The sequence below is a fragment of the Microbacterium sp. K24 genome (assembly GCF_004794465.1).
Classification (GTDB): domain Bacteria; phylum Actinomycetota; class Actinomycetes; order Actinomycetales; family Microbacteriaceae; genus Microbacterium.
Genome location: NZ_SSDJ01000123.1, coordinates 1 through 16335, shown reverse-complemented (window position 1 = coordinate 16335; position 16335 = coordinate 1). Strand labels below are relative to the sequence as shown.

The 16335-nt window shown below is 69.5% G+C and carries 15 protein-coding genes and 1 pseudogene; 11 read left to right on the top strand and 5 right to left on the bottom strand.

Translation table 11 applies throughout. From position 1 onward, the window contains the following. Positions 1-110: 110 nt before the first annotated feature. Entirely contained in the window at positions 111-590 is a 480-nt protein-coding gene (locus tag DW306_RS12070; protein ID WP_205814163.1) for an Lrp/AsnC family transcriptional regulator, read from the top strand. 19 nt (positions 591-609) lie between these two features. On the opposite strand, the gene DW306_RS12065 is transcribed toward DW306_RS12070, so the two are convergent. Both DW306_RS12065 and DW306_RS12060 read right to left on the bottom strand, forming a co-directional pair. Beyond that, positions 610-1011, bottom strand: coding sequence for a hypothetical protein (locus DW306_RS12065; protein ID WP_136055838.1), 402 nt, complete (start codon positions 1009-1011; stop codon positions 610-612). 167 nt (positions 1012-1178) lie between these two features. Continuing rightward, complete coding sequence (locus tag DW306_RS12060) at positions 1179-2678, bottom strand: MATE family efflux transporter (protein WP_136055837.1); 1500 nt, start codon at positions 2676-2678, stop codon at positions 1179-1181. A gap of 144 nt (positions 2679-2822) precedes the next feature. Between DW306_RS12060 and cycA the strand changes: the two genes are divergently transcribed. Continuing rightward, complete coding sequence (cycA, locus tag DW306_RS12055) at positions 2823-4286, top strand: D-serine/D-alanine/glycine transporter (protein WP_136055836.1); 1464 nt, start codon at positions 2823-2825, stop codon at positions 4284-4286. Here the strand turns inward: cycA and DW306_RS12050 are convergent. The 3 genes from DW306_RS12050 to DW306_RS12040 all read right to left on the bottom strand — a co-directional run bounded on the left by DW306_RS12050 (position 4283) and on the right by DW306_RS12040 (position 6721). Beyond that, complete coding sequence (locus DW306_RS12050) at positions 4283-4732, bottom strand: DUF2871 domain-containing protein (protein ID WP_136055835.1); 450 nt, start codon at positions 4730-4732, stop codon at positions 4283-4285. The genes cycA and DW306_RS12050 overlap by 4 nt on opposite strands. Positions 4733-4835: 103 nt before the next feature. Further along, on the bottom strand, positions 4836-5459 hold the full coding sequence (locus tag DW306_RS12045; RefSeq protein ID WP_136055834.1) for a response regulator transcription factor: 624 nt from the start codon (positions 5457-5459) through the stop codon (positions 4836-4838). Then, positions 5456-6721, bottom strand: a complete 1266-nt coding sequence (locus DW306_RS12040; RefSeq protein ID WP_240747172.1) for a sensor histidine kinase — start codon at positions 6719-6721, stop codon at positions 5456-5458. Before DW306_RS12040 ends, DW306_RS12045 begins: the two co-directional genes overlap by 4 nt. Positions 6722-6878: 157 nt before the next feature. Between DW306_RS12040 and DW306_RS12035 the strand changes: the two genes are divergently transcribed. From DW306_RS12035 to DW306_RS11995, 9 genes and pseudogenes are all read left to right on the top strand, one after another. After that, entirely contained in the window at positions 6879-7865 is a 987-nt protein-coding gene (locus DW306_RS12035) for an aldo/keto reductase (RefSeq protein WP_136055833.1), read from the top strand. A 153-nt stretch (positions 7866-8018) separates the two neighbouring features. Continuing rightward, a complete protein-coding gene (locus DW306_RS12030; protein ID WP_136055832.1) occupies positions 8019-8945 on the top strand; it encodes a DnaJ domain-containing protein in 927 nt (308 codons plus the stop codon). A 39-nt stretch (positions 8946-8984) separates the two neighbouring features. Next, complete coding sequence (locus DW306_RS12025; protein WP_136055831.1) at positions 8985-9953, top strand: squalene cyclase; 969 nt, start codon at positions 8985-8987, stop codon at positions 9951-9953. 172 nt (positions 9954-10125) lie between these two features. Beyond that, a complete protein-coding gene (locus DW306_RS12020) occupies positions 10126-11145 on the top strand; it encodes a LacI family DNA-binding transcriptional regulator (RefSeq protein WP_136055830.1) in 1020 nt (339 codons plus the stop codon). Between the two features lie 23 nt (positions 11146-11168). Then, complete coding sequence (locus DW306_RS12015) at positions 11169-12440, top strand: extracellular solute-binding protein (RefSeq protein WP_136055829.1); 1272 nt, start codon at positions 11169-11171, stop codon at positions 12438-12440. A 4-nt stretch (positions 12441-12444) separates the two neighbouring features. After that, entirely contained in the window at positions 12445-13341 is an 897-nt protein-coding gene (locus tag DW306_RS12010; RefSeq protein WP_136055828.1) for a sugar ABC transporter permease, read from the top strand. Then, positions 13338-14180: a carbohydrate ABC transporter permease gene (locus DW306_RS12005; RefSeq protein ID WP_136055827.1), complete on the top strand. Its 843-nt coding sequence runs from the start codon at positions 13338-13340 to the stop codon at positions 14178-14180. Before DW306_RS12010 ends, DW306_RS12005 begins: the two co-directional genes overlap by 4 nt. Before the next feature lie 45 nt (positions 14181-14225). Next, positions 14226-15230 (top strand): glycoside hydrolase family 130 protein, encoded by a 1005-nt coding sequence (locus DW306_RS12000; protein WP_136055826.1) that lies wholly within the window; start codon positions 14226-14228, stop codon positions 15228-15230. Positions 15231-15234: 4 nt separating this feature from the next. Beyond that, a pseudogene (locus tag DW306_RS11995) lies at positions 15235-16335 on the top strand (hypothetical protein); the annotation flags it as partial.

Below are 16335 nucleotides of genomic sequence, written 5' to 3'. Positions count from 1 at the left end.
CTCCACATTGCCGGAAACACCATTCTGGCGGTCGGAATCGACAGCATCCGCCACCGAATACAGACAGATTGCTATTCTGAGCACCATCTTCTGCGTCGAAAGGGATTCCGTTGACGAAAGCACAAGGCTCGCCGCTCGACGAGATCGACCTCGCGCTGCTCGCGGTGCTCACCCGCGACGCAGAGGTGACCAACAAGGCCCTCGCTCGCCGGCTGGGCCTGGCGGAATCGACCTGCGCGCACCGCGTGCGGAGTCTGCGGGAACGCGGGATCATCCGCGACACCCGCATCCGCGTCGACGAGGCCGCCCTCGGATTCCCGTTGCAGGCGATCATCAAGGTGCGCCTCGCCAATCACACGGGACCGAAGGTCACCGCGCTGTTCGATGCCCTGGTGAGCGTGCCCCGGGTGCTGCAGGTGTTCCACGTCGCGGGCGTCGACGACTTCCTGGTGCATGTGGCCGTCGAGGATGCCACGGCGCTGCGCGACATCGTGCTCGAGCACATCACCATCCACCCGGTCGTGCGCGGCACCGAGACACAGCTCGTGTTCGAGCTCCGCGACGGGAGCGGGCTGCTCGATCGTCGGTGAGCCGAGCCCCGCTCCGGCGTCAGGCGACGACGGAGACCGTCGCGGTGTTCGTCGGGACGGTCGAGACCGTCGAGACCGAGCGCGTCGTGGAGACCGGCTCCTCCGCGCGACCGCGCCGGCGTTCCGCTCGCCCTGCCGCGGTCGCTCCGACGACCAACCGGACGACTCCGCCGATCACGAGCATCGCGACGAGCGCGGCGCAGGAGATGATCACCGGCATCCACTGGTTCGCGAACGACGCCGTGAAGCTCGTCAGCGCGCACACGATCCAGACGGCGACCGCGCCTCCGCTGAGCCCCTCGGCCCCGCGGATGATCGCCACCGCCGCCACGATCGCACACACCGTGGCGAGCACCGCTCCCACGATTCCGATCGGCACCATCACCGAGGCCAGATCGCTGGCCACCCTCCATGTCGTCATGACGACCCCCCGTCAGCGGAATATCCGCTCCTTCGACACTATGAGAGTGTCAGGGATGAGCCATCCGTCTCAAGTGCGACTCGGCATCATCCTCGAGAACGATCTTCTCCCTGCGCGCTCCGTTCCTCCTGCCTTCGCAGAACGGTCGTCGACGGGTCGGCGATACGTCAGCGGCGAGCGCGATCGGAAGGGCGCCGGCGCAGGGTGAGCTTCCGCAGACGGGACGCGCGGATGGTGGGAACCGGCTGCGTGATGACGGCGTCGACGACCATGGAGCCGTCGGTCGGGCCGATGATCGCCATCGCCGAGGTCTCGGTGGCCTCGGCGGGGTCGACGGGCATCCGCGCCAGCGCGCGATGCGCGGTGACGTAGGCCGGGACCAGCAGCACGATCGCGCCCACCCAGGCGAGCGGGTTGCTCAGGGCCACACCCGTGAAGCCGATCAGCGCGCCGAGCACGATGGCAGCACCGACCCGCATGACGAGCTCGATCACCCCGGTCACCGTCGGCACGAGCGTGTGGCCGAGCCCTTGAAGGGCGCCGCGCAGCACGAACAGCACGCCGAGAGCCCAGTATCCGCAGCCGTTGACGATGAGCATCTGGTGGGCGTAGTCCACGACGTCGTCGGATCCGGCGCCGATGAAGAGCCGCACCATCGGCGCACCGAACGCGATCATGAGGCCGCCGAGCACGACGCCCGAGACGACGGCCATCCAGGTGGCCTCGACCACACCGCGGCGGATGCGGTCGGGGCGACGACCGCCATGGTTCTGCGCGGCGTACATCGAGCTGGCGAGGCCGAGCGACGAGAGCAGCGCCACCGCCAGTCCGTCGACCCGCGACGCGGTCGTGTAGGCGGCCACCGCGTCGGAGCCGAGGGTGTTCAGCGCGACCTGCACGGTGAGCGTGCCGATCGCGATGATCGACGCCTGGAAGCCCATCGGCAGTCCGAGGCGCAGATGCTCGGCGATGTCGGCGCGGGTGATCCGCCAGTCCATCCGGCGCAGGTGCAGCATCGGAAGGCGGCGTCGGACGAACTCGAGGCAGAGCACCACCGAGACGGCCTGCGCGACCACGGTCGCGAGGGCGGCACCGGCGACGCCCCACTCGAGCGGGCCGACCATGAGGACGACGAGTCCGACGTTCAATCCGCACGAGACGGTGAGGAAGACCAGCGGCGTGCGCGAGTCGCCGATCGCGCGGATGATCGCGGACAGGTAGTTGAAGAACATCGTCGCGCCGGCGCCGAGGAAGCTGATCTGCGTGAAGACGGTCGCCTCGGGCATCAGCTCGGGCGGGGTCTGCAGCAGCGCGAGGATGGGTGCCGCGATGAGCGGCGCCACGACCGTCAGCACGACGCTGGTGGTGCCGGTGAGCAGCACGCCGGTCGCGACCGAGCGCCGCACCGCCACGTCGTCGCGCGCACCGAAGGCCTGGGCGATCGGGATCGCGAATCCGCTGGTGAGACCCCAGGCGAAGCCGAGCAGCAGGAAGAGCAGACTGCCGGTGGCGCCCACGGCTGCGAGCGAGGTGACACCGAGGTGCCGACCCACGACGATGGCGTCGGCGAACTGGTAGAGCTGCTGAACGACGTTGCCGATCAGGAGCGGGATGGAGAAGGCGAGGATGACACGCCACGGGCGACCCGTGGTGAGGGGAGTGGCCATGAAGAAGCGGCTCGCAGAACTGGGGGACGGACCGGGGGAGCCTCCAGTTTATCGAATCGATTCGGCGCAGCGGAATACGCAATCGCCCGACTACGGTCGAGAAGATGCCGGGGCACCGGCATCGACGAGCACCGGAGGACGACAGTGACGAAAGAGAACACGGAGGGATCCGTCGGGGTGGGCGGAGCCACCGACGACGACCAGCATCTGCGGCGAGCGCTGAGCAACCGCCACATCCAGCTGCTCGCGATCGGCGGAGCGATCGGCACGGGCCTGTTCATGGGCAGCGGCAAGACGATCTCGGTCGCCGGCCCCTCGGTGATCTTCGTCTACATGATCATCGGCTTCATGCTGTTCTTCGTCATGCGGGCGATGGGCGAGCTGCTGCTGTCGAACCTCAAGTACAAGTCGTTCAGCGACTTCGCGAGCGATCTCCTCGGCCCCTGGGCCGGGTTCTTCACCGGGTGGACGTACTGGTTCTGCTGGGTCGTGACCGGGGTCGCCGACGTCATCGCGATCGCCGGGTACACCGACGCACTCATCCCCGGAGTGCCGCTGTGGATCCCCGGGCTTCTCGTGATCCTGATCCTGCTCGCCCTGAACCTGCCGACGGTCGCCGCGTTCGGCGAGATGGAGTTCTGGTTCGCGCTGATCAAGATCATCGCGATCGTCGCCCTCATCGTCACCGGACTCGTGATGATCTTCACCGGCTTCCGGCACGATGCGGGAACGGCGAGCTTCGCGAACCTCTGGGACCACGGCGGCATGTTCCCGCACGGTTTCCTGGGGTTCGTCGCGGGCTTCCAGATCGCCGTGTTCGCCTTCGTCGGCATCGAGCTCGTCGGCACCGCGGCGGCCGAGACGAAGGATCCGAAGCGCAACCTGCCGAAGGCGATCAACGCGATCCCCATCCGCATCCTCCTCTTCTACGTCGGCGCGCTGGTGGTGCTGATGTCCGTGACGCCCTGGACCGAGTACGTCGCCGGCGAGAGCCCCTTCATCGCGATGTTCGCGCTGGCCGGGCTCGGCATCGCCGCGACCGTCGTGAACCTCGTCGTGCTGACCTCGGCGATGTCGAGCGCGAACTCGGGCATCTACTCGACGTCACGCATGGTGTTCGGACTCGCGCGGGACGGCGATGCCCCGCAGCTGTTCGGGCGGCTGTCGAAGCGCCGGGTGCCGCAGAACGCCCTGTTCCTCTCGTGCATCCTGCTGCTCTCCGGGGTGGTGCTGCTGTACGCGGGCGACGACATCGGCATGGCCTTCGACATGGTGACCACCGTCTCGGCCGTCTGCTTCATGTTCGTGTGGACGATCTTCCTCTGCAGCTACCTCGTCTACCGGAGGCGGCGGCCCGAGAAGGCCGCCGCCTCGACGTTCCGGATGCCGGGCGGGGTGTTCATGGTGTACGTCGTGCTCGCGTTCTTCGTGTTCATCCTCTGGGCCCTGACCACTCAGCCCGACACGCTGACCGCACTGCTCGTCACGCCGATCTGGTTCGCGCTGCTGGTCGTGGCCTGGCTGTTCGTACGGAAGTCGCCGAACCACGTGAAGCGCCACGACGCGCACATCCGGTACCTGCGCGACGAGTCGGTGGAGGCGGACTAGACGCGCGCCATGACGGGCGCCTCGGAAGCGGTGCCCTTCGCGGCGAACAGGCGCGTGCGGAGCGCCAGGAACAGCAGCACCATGCCCGCGCTGAGCAGGATGTGCCCGGTTCCGGCGATGCCGGCGATCATCTTCGACGATTCCTGGCCGAGCACCGTCAGCGAGCCGTGCCAGACGAGCGTCGCCGAGGTCAGCACGAGGCCGGCGTTGTAGACCCAGTAGAACCAGCCGAAGAGGCGGCTCTCGGACAGCGCGAACGCCTTCTCCAGCAGCAGCACGATGAGGAGCACCACGAAGCCGAGCACCAGCAGGTGCGTGTGCACGAGACCGAGCTGCGTCGACTCCCCCTCCGGGAAGTCGTTGATCTTGGTGAACTCCCGGTAGAAGAGTCCGGAGGCGACGCCCGCGATCATGTAGGCGAACGCGGCGAAGAAGAGTCTGCGCATGGGTGTTCCTTTCGGGTCTCCTCCAGCCTCGGCGTAGTGCCAATCGCGGGGATCCATCGAACGGTTGAGATGCGGATGCCGCAGCGCGGGCACCGAGCGGACGTCAGAGCAGGCCGGTATCGCGGGCGATGGCGATGGCACGGGCGCGACTGTCGGCGCCGAGCTTCTCGAACACGTGCACGAGGTGCGTCTTCACGGTCGCCTCGGTGACGAACAGGGTCTTCGCGATCTCCCTGTTCGAGGCGCCGGTGTCGAGCAGCGCGAGCACCTCCCGCTCGCGTTCGGTCAGGCGCACGCGGGGTGCGCGCATCACCTGCCCGACCCGCTCGCTGAGTTCCGGACCGAGGACGAGCCCGCCGGATGCCGCCTGCCGGATCGCCTTCACGATGTCGTCGGGCGCGACATCCTTGAGGAGGTAGCCGGCCGCTCCTGCCTCGATCGCCCCGAGGATCTCGGCGTCGCGGTCGAAGGTGGTCAGGATGATCACGGCGGGAGCCGGATGCTGCGCCCGGAGGGCGGCCGTCGTCTGCACGCCGTCCATCCCCTCCCCCAGCCGGAGGTCGCACAGGACGACATCGGGCGTCAGATGCCGGGCGAGCAGCACGGCCTCCTCGCCGGATGCCGCCTCCCCCACCACCTCGACGTCGTCGCGTCGGTCGAACAGCGAGCGCACACCGGCGCGGACGATGGGGTGATCGTCGACCAGCAGCACCCGTACCGCGGTCATCCGTCGCCTCCGACCTGCCTGCGCGGAGCAGCGCCGCGGAGCGGGACATGCGCCGAGAGCGCGGTGCCGTCACCCTGCGCGCTCTCCACGTCGAGTCCCCCGCCGAGCTCGCGCAGCCGCGCGCGCATCGACCGCAGTCCGTAGCCGCCGCCCGTGCTGCCCGGCCCGCCCTGGGCGTCCCACCGCGTCGCGTCGAAGCCGACCCCGTCGTCGACGATGTCGAGGCGCACCGCGTCGCCGGCGTCGGCGAGGGTGACCACGACCCGGGTGGCTGCCGCATGGGAGCGGACGTTCGCGAGAGCCGACTGCGCGGTCCGCAGCAGTGCGACCTCGACGTCGAGGCCGAGCGACGGCAGGTCGTCATCCGCATGCAGCGTCGCCGTGATCCCGGTCTCCTCGGCCAGGCGTTCGAGCATGCGCGCGAGGGCGTCGCCGAGCGCACTCGACTCGAGCTCGGCAGGCATCAGGGCGTCGACGATGCGTCGCGCATCGGCCAGTCCCTCGGCGGCGAGCGCGCCGATCTGCGTGAGCGCGCGGGTGCTCTGCGCCTGGTCGTCGGTCTCCAGGGCCGAGCGCGCCAGCATCCCGATGGAGGAGACGCTCTGGGCGACGGTGTCGTGGATGTCGCGCGAGACCCTGGTGCGCTCGGCGCTCGCACCCGACTCGCGCTGGGTGCGGGCGAGTTCGTCCTGCAGCGCCGCCATCTCCTCCTGCGTCGCGACCAGCGAGGCGATCAGCCGTCGCCGCTCGCGGCCGTCGCGCACGAGCTCGAGGTAGCCGCGGGAGATGCCGACCGCGAAGACCCCGCCGACCACGGGACCGATCACGTTGGCATAGCTCGTCGTGCCGGTGTGGAGCAGGGGCGCGGCGAGGACGACCGCGAGAACGGCGGCGCTGAGCAGCAGCGCCCATCTCATGCGCATCACGAAACCGGCGAGCAGCCACAGGGGGAACGCGAGCCACACGAACTCGGGCGAGACCGCGACGGCCCCGAGCCAGATCAGCGTCAGGCCGAGCAGCCACCAGGTCGCCAGCCGCCGGTCGGCGGTGCGTCCGCTGAGCAGCAGCCCGCCGCTGTACCAGCCGAGGAACACGAGGGAGAGCGCGAGCACCCAGGGCAGCGGGATGCCGTCGGCCGCCGCACGCAGCGCCCCGATCACGAGCAGCACGACCGTGATGACCGCCTGCCCGATGCGGATCGACCCGACCAGGGACGCCCACCTGCGCGCGGGCTGGCGGTGCGACGGCTCGGTGGACGGCATCCTCACATTCTTCCCCCGGCCCGCCTCCGGCGCCTCCATCATTCGGTCGATCCGGCGGCGAGAGGGGTTCCGCCAGGCCCTCCCTCGACGGAGGGGAGGCGCGTAGCGTCGATCGCACGGTCGCGCCGGCGGCCGCTCCCCGAAGGAAGGAACCCTCATGCACCTCCGCACTCTCGGACAGGGCCTCGAGGTCTCGGCGGTCGGACTCGGCTGCATGGGCATGTCGCAGAGCTACGGGCCGAACCCCGGCGACCGGGCCGAGATGATCGGCGTGCTGCGCTCTGCACTCGATCACGGCGTCACGTTCTTCGACACCGCTGAGGTCTACGGCCCCTACGTCAACGAGGAACTGGTCGGCGAGGCCCTCGAGCCGATCCGCGGCGACGTCGTGATCGCCACCAAGTTCGGCTGGCGCATCGAGGACGGCCGCAGCGTCGGTCTCGACAGCAGACCCGAGCAGATCCGGCGCGTCGCCGAGGAGTCGCTCCGGCGGCTGCGCACCGACGTGCTCGACCTCTTCTACCAGCACCGCGTCGACCCCGAGGTGCCCATCGAAGACGTCGCCGGCACGGTCTCCGAGCTGATCGCCGAGGGCAAGGTGCGCCATTTCGGACTCTCGGAGGCGTCGGCATCCACCATCCGCCGCGCCCACGCCGTACAGCCGGTCACCGCCCTCCAGAGCGAGTACTCGCTCTGGACGCGCGATCCCGAAGCCCACATCCTCCCGGTGCTCGGCGAGCTGGGGATCGGCTTCGTGCCGTTCAGCCCACTCGGGAAGGGTTTCCTCACCGGCACGGTCGACCAGAACACGACCTTCGCCGACGGCGACATCCGGGGCACGATCCCCCGCTTCACGGAGGACAACCGCGCAGCCAACCAGGCGCTCGTGCGTCAGGTCGCCGACCTCGCCGCGGCGAAGGACGCCACCCCCGGCCAGATCGCCCTGGCGTGGCTGCTCGCTCGCGCGCCCTGGATCGTGCCGATTCCCGGCACCCGGCGCACGTCGCGGATCGCCGAGAATGCGGGAGCGACCGCCGTGGCGCTGTCGGCCGACGAGGTCGCCGACCTCGACCGGCTGGCCGACCGGGTCGGCGTCGCCGGCGACCGGTACAACCCGCAGCAGATGAGCTTCCTCGACCGCTGACAGCGGTCGCCGGTTCCGGTCGCAGTTCCTGCCGCCGGCAGTCGTTCCGGTCGCAGTTCCTGCCGCCCGCGCGCGGGTGAAGCGGCACGAAGTGCGACCGGAGCACCGCCGTCGACGCAATAACCTGGATGCTGCGGCGGCGGAAGGAGCGCGATGTTCGACAGTCCGCTCTCGGCGTCGGCGTACGAAGTGCTCGGCGTCTCGTCGACGAGCGCCGATGACGACCTGCGGCGGGCGTATCGACTGCGACTGCGGCAGACGCACCCCGACACCGGCGGTGATGCGGCCGTGTTCATCCGGGTGCAGCGCGCGTGGGAGCTGGTCGGCACCCCCGAGGGCCGGGCGGCCTACGACCGCAGCCACGGCATCGGCGTCGAGACGGAGTGGGGCGGATGGCGCGCACCGTCCGCGCGCACGGACGGAAGGCCGAAGCCGAAGTCCTACGGCGAGCCCGGTGCGTGGCGGCGGGCGCGATACGTCTCCCTGCTGCAGGAATGGGCCGGCGAGGACGTGCCCGATCCGTACGCCCCTGCTCTCGTACGTGCGGCCCCGCGTGAGCTCAAGCGTCTGCTCGCCGACGCGCTCGCCGAGGAGGGCACGGCACAGGCCGTCGCCGGTCTCGGCATGGGATTCACGCTGTGGCACGGCGTGGCCGTCTCGGCATCCGATGTGCAGACGACGGATGCCGCGGACCGACTCGACCACATCGTGCTCGGCCCCTCGGGCCTCTACGGCGTGATGTCGGCGGACTTCGGCGGCGTGGTCGGGTTCCGACGCGGGGAGATCACCGGTCCGAGCCTCGGGCACCGGGCTCCCGTCACGACGCTCCTGGCTCAGATCAACGTGGTCGCACGCACCGCGCGCGTGCGATTCAGCGGCGCGATCGTCGCCCTGCCCGACGACGACCTGTCTCAGGCGGTCACGCCGCTCGGCAGCATCCGCGGGCTCCCGGTGGCGGTGGTCCGTCGCAGCGCGCTGCCCCTCCTCCTTCGGAAGGGGATGCCGGGGTCCCGGGTCATCGGCGGCAACGAGCTGTTCGACGTCCGCACGCGTCTGGTCCAGCGGACCCGCTTCGCCTGAGGCCTTCCCCGAGTCGGCTGTGCCGAGTAGCGTGCCGGCATGACGCTCACGCCCGCGGTGCTCGACTGGATGCTCGATTCAGACCCCTCCGTGCGCTGGCAGGTCGAGCGCGATCTGACGGATGCTCCACCGGAGGTGTGGGCGGCCACCAGGGCGCGCGTGACGACCGAGGGCTTCGGCGCGGCGCTGCTCTCCCGACAGGATGCCGATGGGCAGTGGGCAGGAGGCGCGCACTTTCCCGGGGGCTTCTTCGGCACCCCCGAAGCCGAGACACCGGGACAGCCGTGGGTCGCGACCAGCTGGTCGCTCAAAGACCTCCGCGAGTGGGGTGTGGATGCCGCTGCGCTCGAGGGGACCGTCGAGAAGCTGGCGGCGAACTGCCACTGGGAGTATGACGACCTGCCGTTCTGGGGAGGCGAGGTCGACGTCTGCATCAACGCGTACACCCTCGCGGCCGGCGCGTGGCTCGGCGTCGACATGAGCGAGCTCGCGCGATGGTTCGTGGATCATCGCCTGGCCGACGGCGGTTGGAACTGCGAGGCGGAGGAGGGCCGGTCGACGCGGTCGTCGTTCCATTCGACGCTCAACGCGCTGCGGGGCCTGCTCGACTACGAGCGGCTGACCGGCGATGCCTCCGTGCGGGATGCGCGCCACGGCGGCGAGGAGTACCTGCTGCGGCGGCGCCTGCTGTACCGCGAGTCGACCGGCGAGCAGGTCGGCGGGTTCGTGTCACACTTCACCTATCCGCACCGGCATCAGTACAGCGCGCTGAACGCGCTCGACCACTTCCGGGCGGCGGCGCTGCGCGACGGGACTCCTCCCGACCCGCGGCTCGCCGATGCGATCGAGGTGGTCCGCGCCGCGCGGCAGCCCGATGGCACCTGGCTGCAGGGGGAGCCGCTGCCCGGCCGCGTCTGGTTCGCGGTCGACGCCCCCGAGGGCGAGCCGTCGCGCTGGCTCACCCTCTTCGGCACGCGCGTGCTCGACTGGTGGGACGCCGCGGCCTGACGCCGCGTTTCGAATCGCGCAACTGGCCGGTTCAGGCGCCGATTCGCGACCATTTGCGCGATTCGAGAGGTGGAGGAGCCGTTGACTTCTCTCATCAAACCGGTTTACACTCGATCAAACCGGTTCAACGCCTCGAGCGTGACCACCGGTGCGAGATCCACGAGGAGGTGGCATGAGCCGCACGACGATCGCCGACGTGGCCCGCGAGGCCGGCGTGACCAAGGCGACGGTCTCTCACGCTCTCAGCGGCAATCGCCCGATCTCCGAAGAGACCAGGTCGAAGGTCCTGGCCGCCGCAGAGAAGCTCGACTGGGTGCCGAGCCAGAGCGCCAGGGCGCTCGCCACCCGCCGCGCCAACGCCGTCGCCGTGGTGCTGGCCCGCGATCCCGAGGTCATCGCGAACGACTCCTTCTTCCCGGCCTTCATCGCCGGCGTCGAGTCGGTGCTCGCCGAGACCGAGACGGCCCTGCTGCTGCAGGTCGTGCCCGGCCGTGACGCCGAGGAGCGCGCCTACCGCACCCTCAGCCACGGGCGCGCCGATGGCGCCCTGCTGCTCGACCTCCGCACTGACGACTGGCGCGTGCCGCTTCTCGACGAGCTCGGACTCCCCACGGTGCTGGTCGGCGCCTACGACCAGCCGACCACGTTCTCGTGCGTGCGCACCGACGACGCCGCACCGGTGCGCGAGATCATCGCCCACCTCCGCGCCGGCGGGCACCAGCGCATCGCCCACGTCTCCGGCCCCCTCGACTACGTGCACTCGCGCGCCCGCGCCGACGCCTACGTCGCCGAGATCGGCGGCGACGAGCTGCTCCGTGAGGGCGACTTCACCGCCGCCAGCGGCCGTGATCTGACGGAGGAGCTGCTCGCACTGCCCGAGCGCCCCACCGCCATCCTCTACTCGAACGACACGATGGCGATCGCCGGCCTCTCGTACGCCCGCTCGCAGGGGCTGTCGATCCCCCGGGACCTGGCCATCTCGGGGTTCGACGACGACCACCTGTCGGCCCACCTCTCTCCGGCGCTGACCAGCGTCTCGTCGGACCCGGCGGCGCGTGGTCGCGCCGCCGCCCGCATCCTGCGGGAAGTCATCCTCGGGGCGCACCCGCGCACCGAGATCGTCGACTGCAACGTCGTGCACTTCCGCGAGAGCACCGCGCCGTCGGCATCCGCATCACCCGCAACAGACTGACCCACCGTGTCGAGGAGGACACCATGAAGAAGATCCGTGCAGTAGCGCTCATCGGCGCTGTCGCGCTCATCGCCACCGGATGCTCCGCCGGAGGCGGCGGAGGAGGCGGCGAAGGCGCGGCCGAGGGAACCGGCCCCATCGACGTCTGGCTCTCGAACAACGAGCAGGAGGTCGAGTGGGGCAAGGCCGTCGTCGAGGCCTGGAACGCCGAGCACCCCGACGAGAAGGTGACCGCGCAGGAGATCCCCGCGGGCTCCTCGTCGGAAGAGGCCATCACCGCCGCGATCACCGCCGGCACCGCCCCGTGCCTGGTCTACAACGTGGCACCCGCCGCGGTCTCGGGCTGGGTCAAGCAGGGCGGTCTCGTCGACCTCAGCACCATCGAGGGCGGCAGCGATTACATCACCGAGCGCGGCGGCGACGTCGAGTCGTACTCGACTGACGGCAGCTTCTACCAGCTGCCGTGGAAGTCGAACCCTGTCATGGTCATGTACAACAAGGCGCTGTTCGAGGCCGCGGGCATCGACCCCGAGAACCCGCAGATGAACACGTACGACGCGTTCCTCGAGGGCGCGCAGAAGATCGTCGACTCGGGCGTGCAGAGCGCGATCTGGCCGGCGCCGACCAGCGAGTTCTACCAGCCGTGGTTCGACTACTACCCGCTCTACCTCGCCGAGACCGACGGCACCATGCTGGTCGAAGACGGCAAGGCGACGATCGATTCGGATGCCGGCCGCGAGGTCGCCGAGTTCTGGGCGACGATCTACAAGGACAAGCTGGCGCCGAACGAGGCCGCGACCGACGACGCCATGTCGGCGGGCACGACCGCGATGCAGCTCGCAGGGCCCTGGGCGATCCCGTCCTACGCCGACACCGTCGACGTGGGCTTCATGCCGGTGCCGACCAGCGACGGCCGCGAGAACCCGGTCACCTTCGCCGACTCGAAGAGCGTGTCGATGTTCACCGCGTGCGAGAACCAGGGCACCGCATGGGAGTTCCTGAAGTTCTCCACGAGCGTCGAGAGCGACGGCCAGTTCCTCGAGGCGACCGGCCAGATGCCGATGCGCACCGACCTCACCGGGTCGTTCGCGGACTACTTCGAGGCCAACCCGAACTACGTCGCGTTCGCCGAGCAGGCCGAGGCGACCGCCGATGTGCCCAGCATCCCGAATTCGGTCGAGGCGTGGCAGGCGTTCCGCGACGCGTACTCCCCCGCGGTGATCTTCGGCAAGGACTCGATCGACGACTTCCTGAAGAACGCCTCGTCCAAGATCGACGAGCTCGTCGCCGAGTGATCTGATGACCGACAACCGGCGGTTGCGCACCCGATGGCTGGGTGCGCAACCGATCGGCGGCCTGTTCGCGCTGCCGTATTTCGTGTTCGTGATCGCGATCTTCGCGTATCCGCTCGCGTTCGCCGTCTACATCGCCTTCCACGACTACTTCTTCACCGCGCCGGGAACCGAACCCGATCGCCCGTTCGTGGGGTTCGAGAACTTCGTCACGGTGCTCACCGACCCGCGCGTGCTGGGCTCGTTCCGCAACACGCTCGTGTTCCTGGTCATCAACGTGCCGCTGACCGCGGTGCTGTCGCTCGTGCTCGCCGCGGCCCTGAACACCGGCATCCGCTGGGTGGCCGCCTACCGGGTGGCGTTCTACGTTCCGTACCTGACGGCGAGCGTCTCGCTCGTCGGCGTGTGGATGCTGCTGTTCTCGGGCAACGGCCTGATCAACACGATCCTCGGCCCGCTCGCCCCCGATCCCTCGTGGCTCGTCAACAGCGGTCTCGCGATGCCGATGATCGCGCTGTACGTGACGTGGAAGCAGCTGGGTTTCTACATCCTGCTGTACCTGGCCGCGCTGCAGAACGTACCGAAGGAGCTGTACGAGTCGGCCGAGACCGACGGCGCCGGAGCGTTCAAGCGCTTCCTGCACGTGACGGTTCCCGGGGTGCGCAGCGCCACCACGCTCGTGCTGATCCTGTCGATCATCACCGGCGCGAACCTCTTCACCGAGCCGTACCTGCTCACCAACGGCGGCGGCCCGGACGGCGCCTCGTCCACACCCGTGCTGCTCATCTACCAGCTCGGCATCCAGCAGCAGAACCCCGACACCGCGGCGGCCATCGGCATGATCCTCGTGATCCTCGTCGGGATGCTGTCGCTCGCGGCGAACCGCGCGACCAGGGAGCGATGATGAAACGCAGAAGCAAGGCCCCACGCATCCTCAGCATCGTGCTGCTCACGGTGGCGGCGATCGGATTCGCCTTCCCGTTCTACTTCATGATCGTCGGGGCGTTCCAGGAGAGTCCGACGAATGCGCCGAACGAGCTCTTCCCGACCAGCGGGTGGACCGTCGACAACTTCATCGCGATCGACTCGCGGATCGACCTGGCGGGTTCCCTGCTGAACTCGCTGATCTTCACGGCCGGCGTGCTGCTCGGCACCGTGGTCTTCGGACTGCTCGCGGGGTACGCCATCGCCCGTCTCGACTTCCGCGGACGCGGCGTCGTCTGGGTGCTCATGCTGCTCGTGCAGATGGTGCCGTTCCAGCTGCTGATGATCCCGCTCTACGTGCAGATCACCCGCAGCTACGGGCTCGGCGACTCGTACATGGGCATGATCCTGCCCTTCCTCATCAACACGACCGCCGTGTTCATCTTCGTGCAGTTCTTCAAGGCGCTGCCCGTGGAGATCTTCGAGGCGGCGCGGATCGACGGGGCCGGCGAGATCCGCCTGCTGACGTCGGTCGCGATCCCCCTCATCCGACCCGTGCTGGTGACGGTCGTGCTCGTCACGTTCATCGGCCCCTGGAACGAGTTCCTCTGGCCCTTCCTCATCACGAAGGATGCGACGCTGCAGCCGCTCGCCGTGTCTCTCGCGAACTACATCTCGAACGTGGCGCAGTCCACCGCGAACCCGAACGGGGCCATCCTCGCCGGAGCGACTGCGCTGGCGTTCCCCGTCGTCATCCTATTCATCGTCTTCCAGCGGTTCTTCCGCGCCACCGACCTCGGCGCAGCCGTCAAGGGCTGACCACCCGCCGTCCAGCCAGAAGCCGTCCACCCAGAAAGGGCATCCATGTTCTCCGGAGCCTCCTTCCCCCTCGGTCCGTTCACCCCCTACGAGGGAAACCCCATCCTGCGTCCTCGCGGCGACAGCTGGGAGTCGGCGAACCTCTACAACCCGGCGGCGATCGTCGACGGCGACGAGGTGGTGCTGCTCTACCGGGCGCACGCCGACGACATCATCTCCCACATCGGCCTGGCCCGCTCGAGTGACGGCGTGAACTTCACCCGAGAGGATGCGCCGATCCTGTCGCCGTCCGAGGACTACGAGACGTACGGCTGCGAGGACCCGCGCATCGCGCTGATCGACGGCACCTACTACCTCACCTACACGGGCTGGGACCGTCGCAGCGCGCAGCTGTGCCTGGCGACGTCGACCGACCTGCGCACCTGGACCAAGCACGGTCCGCTGTTCGACGACTTCGACACCTTCAAGACCATGGATCCGCGCGGGTTCAACTGGTCGAAGGCCGGGGTCATCGTGCCGCAGCAGATGCACGGCAAGTGGTGGATGTACTTCGGCGAGGGTGCGATCTACTGGGCGACCAGCGACGACCTGATCCACTGGACCCCGGGCACCGCCGACACCGAGCCGATGTACTCGCCCACGCCCGGCACCTGGGACGAGGCGCTCGTCGAGATCGGCACCTCCCCCGTCGTGACCGACAACGGGCTGCTGCTGTTCCTCACGAACGGCGCCACCCGCGTCGTGAACGACGACGGCTCGGTCGACGTCGACTATCGCTGTGGCCAGATCGCGATCGACCCCGACGAGCCCACGAAGGTCATCGCCCGCCTGCAGGAGCCCTGGCTGCGACCGCAGACGTTCGAGGACATGCACGGGCTCGTCTCGAACGTGACCTTCGTGGAGGGGCTGGTGAAGTTCCAGGACAAGTGGTTCGCCTACTACGGACAGTCCGACACGACGCTGGCCGTCGCCATCCACGACCCGGCCGAGCCGTGGGGTCGCGCGCTCCGCGACGACGGCGGCCGATCCACCGACAGCACGAAGAAGTGATGACATGGACACCTCACGACGCTCGTTCCTGACCATTGCGGCGGCAGCATCCGCCCTCGCCCTCCTCCCGACGGATGCCGCCTTCGGCTCGGCGACCCCGGCCATCGGTGCGGCCGGCACGCTTCCCCTCGAGGCCGCGCGGCGACCCCGGCTGACGAACCTCGCCCACCTGCGGTTCCTGCTGTCCGAGGTTCCGGTGACGCCGAGCGACACGCACACGACCTACGGGATCGACGTGCGACCGATCGTCCGCGCACCCTGGACCTATGCCGACACCGACGGCGCCGGCGGCTACCGTCCGGTCGGCGGCGGCACGCGCGACGCGGTCACGGGGTACTGGACGCAGGGCGCGTACAACGCCGACGACATCGCCCGCGCGGCGATCGTGTTCCTGCGCGACTGGAAGGCGACCGGCGACGCGCAGACCGCCGATGAGGCGCGTGACGTGCTGCGCTCGCTCGCGTTCCTGCAGACGACCACCGGGCCGAACGCCGGTCGCGTGGTGTTGTGGCAGCAGGAGGACGGCACGCTGAATCCCAGCGCGATCCCGGTCGAGCTGCCCGACCCCTCGGACTCAGCGGAGTCGTACTGGCTCGCCCGTTCGGTCTGGGCGTTCGGCGAGGGCTACGCCGCCTTCCGCGACGTCGACGCCGACTTCGCGGCCTTCCTGCTCGCCCGCCTGCACCTCTGCCTCGATGCCCTCGGCCGGGAGTCGCTGTCCCGTGCCGGGCAGTGGGTGAAGAGCGACGGCCGGAAGCTGCCGGCGTGGCTGATCGCCGGAGGAGCGGATGCCACGGCCGAGGCCATGCTCGGCCTCGCGGCCGCGACCGAAGCCGGAGACGGCCGCAGCCGCACGGCGCTGCAGACCTACGGCGAAGGCGTGGCCGCGATGGCCACCGACCCCTCGAAGGGCTGGCCGTTCGGCGCCGTGCTGCCGTGGACCGGCTCGCTGGGCTTCTGGCATGCCTGGGGCGCCGCCGCTCCGGAGGCGCTGGCGCGTGGAGGCGCCGTGCTGCGTCGACGCGACTGGACCGCCGCGGCGATGGCGGATGCCGGACGCTTCACACCCCAGGTCCTCGCCTCCGGCGGACCGCACAACGCCTGG